Genomic DNA, 6,706 nt, shown 5'->3' with positions numbered 1-6,706 from the left:
CCGATTGCCCGAATAGTAACTTTAAAGCTTGTTTTACAGGCGGAAATTTTCGCCTGCTCTTGACATGCTCGAATCGACACTGTTATATATAAAGCAAGGGCTGAATGCTCATTTGAGAGCCTTCAGCCCAATCATTATCATAGAAGATTACATTTACAGAGTTTTATTCACACACTCATGGTTTCCACCTCCGGAATAGTGGTTTCCTAGAAAACGGAATCACGGTTTCCTTTCGCCGGACAGCATGGACACGGAAGCCGGATTATTCAATCTAATGTTACTCCTTTCATATCGTTTTCAAAAACTTTAGTAGCAAATTAGTTGCAATGATTCAATATTGCTTCCACGAAATCCATGGCAGATATAATCTACTTTTACTACTAAAAACGAATAATCAAATGTGGCTTGCGGGTGCTTAACTGTGCCTGCTGCCACACCCACTATGAAAGGAGCTTTTCTATGAGCAATCAACACAAACATCCAACTATAAGCTTTAGAATCAGCGATGCTGAACGCAAGCAAATCGAAGCTCGCATTCTTGCCAGTGGTATGATGAAGAAAGATTACTTTGTCCGTTCCTGCATCTATAACCGCATCTGCGTTGTCGGCAAGAAAGAAACTATATATCCTCTTGTGCAGACTGTTAATGCACTGTATCTACAATTACTTGAAATGCAGAAAGCATTTACTGAATGCTGTGAACATCAAACTTTAAACAATCTTCCTACAAGCAATGAAATCAAGGAACTACAGACCGACTATAACAATATGCTTACAGCCATCATTGATCTGCTTGATGGTGCTAAGTATCTGTGGGAAGGAGAACACCATGAAACAAAATAATCCTTGTTACCTGTTTGGCATGTATGAACCTGATACTAATTCCGTTATCATTAATGCTATCAATGATACATATACCGGCACGCCTCTTACTATTAGTTGTGAAGAATGCAGTTCATCTGTCTTGCTAGATACACCTGATGATATCGCATATCTATATCGGCTGGCGCAAGAAAATCCTCTGCTGTATGCTGAATTAGCTTGCAAGCCCAATGGGTTACAGGAATATGTGGATGCTATGAATGAATTCAATTAAACCTGCATAGCATCGCTATATCTTAAATTGCTTCGAGTTTTTCTCAGGAAAAACTCGAAGTGTTACCATAATCCTATAGAATGATATTATCGTGATAATTATGCTTCTATAATTAAATCATTTGTTGAATTTTACGATTTATGAAATCTATTTAATCCCTCCGATATATCAATAAAATCTTTATCTTCTATTCCACCAATTTTATCCTTAGACATAAATATCGTCTGAATTCCAATTCTGTCCGCCATATCTATTATTACTGGATAGACCTTTTCGAAGCTATCTACTCCCATAGGTTGGTTGGCAGAATCTATAACTAATAATGGCATATATATAAATCCCATAAAATTCTCTTTTAAATACTCAAACATTGTCAAATATACCAACATTTGAATATGCGTTTGACGTGCCATACTTCCCGGCATATAATTAACAATATTTTCGCCCACCTTATGTTTTGCAAACAAACACAGTCTAAATGGATCAAACTCTAATGAAAATCCATCTTCTTTCGCATCGTCCTGCAAGTGCTTTATATCTAAATCATTTCCAAGATAGTTTTCAGTCAATCTATTGTTAAAATCTTTTATCTTTTTTTGATTAAAAGATGCTTTTAATTCTTTTATTTCTTTTTTTAATTTATCAACCTCCTGAGATAAATTACTATATTTAACTATATCTACCTCTTCCTTTAAAACAATAAATAAATGTTCTAATAAACCGACTTTTTTCATAGCATCCTCATAAGAAAGTTTTTCCGAAGTTGCTTTCAAAACCTCGATTTGATTATCAAGTTGTTGTTTTTCCTTTTCTATATCTCTAATCGCTTTGTTATAATCAGACAATGATAAAATAACATTTTCTTCATCAAGCGTCCTTATCGTATCTTTAATAAAATTTGTATATGATTCATATTCAGGCTCGTCATTTACAATATCATTAATAATTGAAAGTAATCTCTTAATTCTCTCCTTGCGTGTAACCATATTATTAGATTGATTTTTCATAAAATTATAAATTTTTATTTCTTCAGCAAGCGAAAATGATGCCTGTGACAAATAAACTAAATCTTTTGATTTAGTTTTTGTTTTTCTTACATACGAATCTCTAAAGTCACAAAATGTTTTATAATCTGTAGCATACTTTCCAGTATAGTCCAACTGTAATTCTTTAAATATTTTCTTTTGCTCCGCCTTACTCCTATTATATTCTTGATATCCTGATGATAATTTATCTAATTCTCTATTTTTTGAATCAAGCAAAAGTTCTTTCTCATAAATCTGTTCAATATTTTCAAAGTTAAAGAAAAAATTCATAATATTTCTTATTCTAATATTATGTTTCAGTTCTTTTGCTTTTGTAAATACTGTACTTAAATCTCCAAGACCTTTTTCTTCTATATAATTCAAAAAATTAAAAGACCTAAATGATGGATGTTCATCAAACACTTTATTATAAATTTCTATAAATCTATTATTTCTAATATCAGTCAAAATCAAGCAAATATTGTCCTTATATGTATCTGAACTAATTTCAGAATATTCACTTTCTTCAGTTCTTTTATAAAAATACCCACTCTCGTTAACAGTTCTCTTAATCCATAAACTTGTCTTATCGTTTTTAAGCAATGCCTCCATGCTATCTATATTATCCAACCCTTGATATGTAAGTTTATCGCTACTTCCTAATATATAATCAATTGCTATTGTCAACGCTGTTTTTCCACGGGTATTTTTCCCATACACGAAACAATGCTCAGAAAACTTATATTCCTGCGTTTCTCCATTATGATTAAACCTAATCATATCTATTTTAAACATAACGTATTACCTCCTCAATTACAGCAGTAGCATCTAATTTATTAATTTCCAATATCGGATTAGGAGTTTTCCCATTACACATTTTTATAAATTCATTTTCCGTATTATAGCTAAACTCTTCTAAAATCTGTATAGAATCTTTATTAATTGCTATTTTTCTTGTTTTCTCAAGCATTCTTAAAACGCTCATAATTCTTTCTAGATCTTTATAATTAACATCTAATTTAAGAGATATATTTTCAAAAAATACATCTACAAAATCCCTGCTCCTCTTTCTATAAGACGCAAAGTTTTCCTCATATCTTATACAGAATGAAAAAAATATCATTTTAGTTACAGAATTTATTTCATAAGGTTCTGATAAAAGAGATAAAATTATATCAGCATACTCCGCCTCTTTAATTAAATCATTTAGATTCACTTTCTTCCCCCCATCCTATCTGTAAATCCTCATCTATCTCATCACTTGTTAAATATATATAGCAACCAGTTCTATACATTGATCCCTTTGGAAGAATATCACTATCTATAGGTGTTACTGTTGTTCTATCATATAATTTCTTTGGCGTACACTCCACTCCAAGTTCATCTTTTGCAATATCATAATTTTCTCTTGCAAATTCTTCAAGGTTTGATATATCAAGCGATTTCTGTTCGGCAAAAACCTCCCGAAAATCTTTGTAAAATATTTCGTTAACAATTCCTCTGAGAACAAATTCTTCTTTTGAATTAACCAAAAATAATTGATTAACTTCTCTTCTCTTTCTTTCATTTACAATCATTTTTGCTTTCTCAGCGAATACAGGTTTTAACAATTTTACATCCACAGTATATGATTTATCACTTATTTCTTCACTTACAGTAACTATTAATTTTATAAGTTCCGCAAACACTAATGAATATGTTTTTTTTCGCTTTATAGACTCATCTATTTGCTTATTTATGTCTTGTATAAATTTTTCTAATCTTTTTTTCTTTGCAATATCATATTCTAAAATATCTGTACAGTACTTTTCAAAGAAAACTGTTTCCAGTCTTAAATCCAATTCATCCATCGAGCATTTATCAATTGTAATCCTATTAACTATATTTCTAATATCATCTTTCAACTTATTTGATTCATTATCATTAACATCATCCTTATATTGCTCATAAATCTTATTTGCTATAGATGTTTTTTTCTTACTTTTCCCTTTTTCTACAAACGAAAGCATCTCGCATATTATACTGTCCATCGACATATCAATTTCCAATTCATTCTCGACAAACAATGTATATTTCTGTGACTTCACGCAATCTAATAGCAACCAATTCCCTATTACTTTAGAAAAACAGTTTTTGTCTACTTTTCCACTTTTCACTTGCACGCAATTACTTTCTGAAGAGTCTAATTCATATATTTTTTCATCTTCCGATATTTCAACATCATCTTTTCCTTCAAAACTAAATCGTTGCTTAACATTCATATTTTCTAACACGTATAATACAAATACTTTCCTTTGAAAAAGAAAACCATACTGTGATGTTATCCCACTTTCATTCACTATATACACCTCAAATCCTTTTTTAGTAAGATAGAAAGCAAAAGATTCTTCGCTACCATCAAATATTATCTTCCACAATCTTTCTAAGTTCTTCAACTGATACCATATAACTTCTAAATCTATGTAACATCCTATGGCAATTTGAACATACACATATTAAATCTGTTTCAGGATTTACCACAACCTCTTCATTCAAATCGGAAAGCGGTTTAATATGATGTACTTCTATATACCCCTTACCTAATTCTCCATATTTCTTTTCGAAATCAAAACCACATATCATACACTTTGTTCCATGTATACGGATTGCTTCCTCTCGATTTTGAGCACTTCGTTCATACTTTGTTGTGTAGTAAGCAGTCTTCTTTCCCTCTGTGTGCGGTTGTAATTCCTCCTGTTTTGATTCTTCCGTCAAATTAATATCATACGCAGATATATTTCTCGCTCTCTTAACAACTTCACAATTCCAATGATATCCTCGATAAAAATCATTTTCATATTCTTTTGGCACTGTTTCCAAAACTTTTTCAAGAGACTCTTTGTATAGCCATTTAGTAAAATCACTTCCTGTGGGATCGACTTCCTTGATGAAATAATGATTTTCTTTTAGATTCCTTACATATTTTGTTTCGCTAATTCTTCCATCTAAACTTGTCTCAAATGCTTTCATTAAAGGTTCTGGTAAAGAACTAATATCCACATTTCTTAATACTAATCTCCCTTGTGGTGCCCATGCTCCAGATTTATCATTACTTTCCGTATAAACCCTTATATACTCTTCATCTTTTGCCAGAAATCCTAGTACTTCATAATACTCTCTCTCATCAGCAAATTTTAAAACATTACCCCAATCTAATTTCATAAATCTACCTATCCTCTGATTCCTAATTCTTTTGCAATTCTCTTTACCTGTAATATGAAACTATCACTTTTTCGTTCGTCTGTCATTTCTTTTGTTGTAGTTACCGACCATCTATAAATCTGTTCTATACTGCCATATCCTCTTTTAAATAACCTGGCATATTTCACACAATTTTCTTTCGTAGGTGCATCAGACAAAATTATTTTCAGTTCTTCATCCGTCCATTTACTGCCTTTATTGGAAGTATCTCGCTTTTCTTCATTATCCTTTTCATAATCCACTAACAAATTATGCACAAGTAGCATTTTATCGTCATATGACATTCCATCCACAACATTATTCAATGCCTCAAACAATACTTCCTTAAATTCTTTACGTTTCATTTCGTATCCTCACTAATAATACTTTTCAATTTTATTTAACAATCCGTCAAAATCCATTTCCTGCACTTCAAAGAATTCATCTGTTTCTAAACCTGTATTCAATACATTTTGATACAGATAAAAATCATATATTACAGGTTCATTCTTATGTCCAATTAAATTGTCTCTTATTGAACCAGTCTTTGCAATCAAACATAAATATTGGTACGCCCGGTCAATATACTGAGTATTATTATTCGGATGTGCATAAGTAAAATGTTGCGTAGGAGTTAATGCAATCAGATTTTCTAAATAATCTGCAATCTGTGGATATTCATTGGCAGGAAAAATATGATGCATCTGAGTTGCCGGATCATCTATGTGTCGCTCATCATACACTTCTGTTTTACTATTACGATATACATCATTAAATCTACGAAGATTTCTCTTGGCTCTGTTTATACGATATGTGGTCATATAGTCTTCATCCGGTTTTGGCAATGTAACTTCATAATCTACTCTAGTCATATCTTTAGGCTTCTCCGATAATATATCACGCCAATTTCTCTGGTTATACATAATTTTATCTTGAGTAATAATATCTTTTGAAATATGACCTCTTTCAGTTCCACACTTTTTGTATTTACAGGCTAATGGATTTAACACTTTTGTAAAAATACGTCCACATTCTGTTGCACCATTAATAGGTGTATTTTGTATAGTAAATGATGTATATGCATCTTTTAATTCTTTGAAACTATTCTTATCTTGTAAGCGGAAGAAATACTCAAACATTCTGTAGATTCCACTATCTCTAAGCACTTTTTCAATATAAAGACAAAGAAAATTATAGCAGTTTCGTTCTCTAAAACTTATATATTCTAATAAATCCTGGTTGACTATGAGTCTGTGAAAGTTTTTCTGTAAATAGGATTTTAAGGTCTTCTATGATAAAATATAAAATCATAGGAGGCCTTATTTTATGGCAAGACAAAAGAAACCAGTACACAAAGTACAAATGA

At 31.3% G+C, this 6,706-nt stretch carries 8 protein-coding genes; 2 read left to right on the top strand and 6 right to left on the bottom strand.

Annotated features, from left to right (window positions below):
• The first annotated feature begins 459 nt into the window (after positions 1-459).
• A complete protein-coding gene (locus KQI22_RS13595; RefSeq protein ID WP_216553389.1) occupies positions 460-843 on the top strand; it encodes a plasmid mobilization protein in 384 nt (127 codons plus the stop codon).
• Entirely contained in the window at positions 830-1,096 is a 267-nt protein-coding gene (locus KQI22_RS13590; protein ID WP_216553386.1) for a hypothetical protein, read from the top strand. Before KQI22_RS13595 ends, KQI22_RS13590 begins: the two co-directional genes overlap by 14 nt.
• Positions 1,097-1,227: 131 nt before the next feature.
• On the opposite strand, the gene KQI22_RS13585 is transcribed toward KQI22_RS13590, so the two are convergent.
• Genes KQI22_RS13585 through KQI22_RS13560 form a run of 6 tightly spaced genes read right to left on the bottom strand, consistent with a single transcriptional unit; the run spans position 1,228 to position 6,479 of the window.
• Positions 1,228-2,916, bottom strand: a complete 1,689-nt coding sequence (locus KQI22_RS13585) for a hypothetical protein (protein WP_216553384.1) — start codon at positions 2,914-2,916, stop codon at positions 1,228-1,230.
• Positions 2,909-3,337 carry a hypothetical protein gene (locus tag KQI22_RS13580; protein ID WP_216553380.1) on the bottom strand — a complete coding sequence of 143 codons (429 nt, stop codon included), beginning with the start codon at positions 3,335-3,337 and terminating at the stop codon, positions 2,909-2,911. The genes KQI22_RS13585 and KQI22_RS13580 overlap by 8 nt, the downstream gene beginning before the upstream one ends.
• On the bottom strand, positions 3,324-4,556 hold the full coding sequence (locus KQI22_RS13575; RefSeq protein ID WP_216553377.1) for a hypothetical protein: 1,233 nt from the start codon (positions 4,554-4,556) through the stop codon (positions 3,324-3,326). Before KQI22_RS13575 ends, KQI22_RS13580 begins: the two co-directional genes overlap by 14 nt.
• The gene (locus KQI22_RS13925; protein WP_253293653.1) at positions 4,519-5,322 is read right to left on the bottom strand and encodes an HNH endonuclease; all 804 of its coding nucleotides are present in this window, start codon (positions 5,320-5,322) and stop codon (positions 4,519-4,521) included. Before KQI22_RS13925 ends, KQI22_RS13575 begins: the two co-directional genes overlap by 38 nt.
• A gap of 8 nt (positions 5,323-5,330) precedes the next feature.
• Complete coding sequence (locus KQI22_RS13565) at positions 5,331-5,705, bottom strand: hypothetical protein (RefSeq protein WP_216553373.1); 375 nt, start codon at positions 5,703-5,705, stop codon at positions 5,331-5,333.
• A 12-nt stretch (positions 5,706-5,717) separates the two neighbouring features.
• Positions 5,718-6,479 carry a hypothetical protein gene (locus KQI22_RS13560; RefSeq protein ID WP_216553370.1) on the bottom strand — a complete coding sequence of 254 codons (762 nt, stop codon included), beginning with the start codon at positions 6,477-6,479 and terminating at the stop codon, positions 5,718-5,720.
• Between the last annotated feature and the right edge of the window lie 227 nt (positions 6,480-6,706).

It is taken from the genome of Kineothrix sp. MSJ-39 (genome assembly GCF_018917935.1).
Classification (GTDB): Bacteria; Bacillota; Clostridia; order Lachnospirales; family Lachnospiraceae; genus CAG-194.
This window is presented reverse-complemented; position numbering and strand designations above follow the sequence as displayed.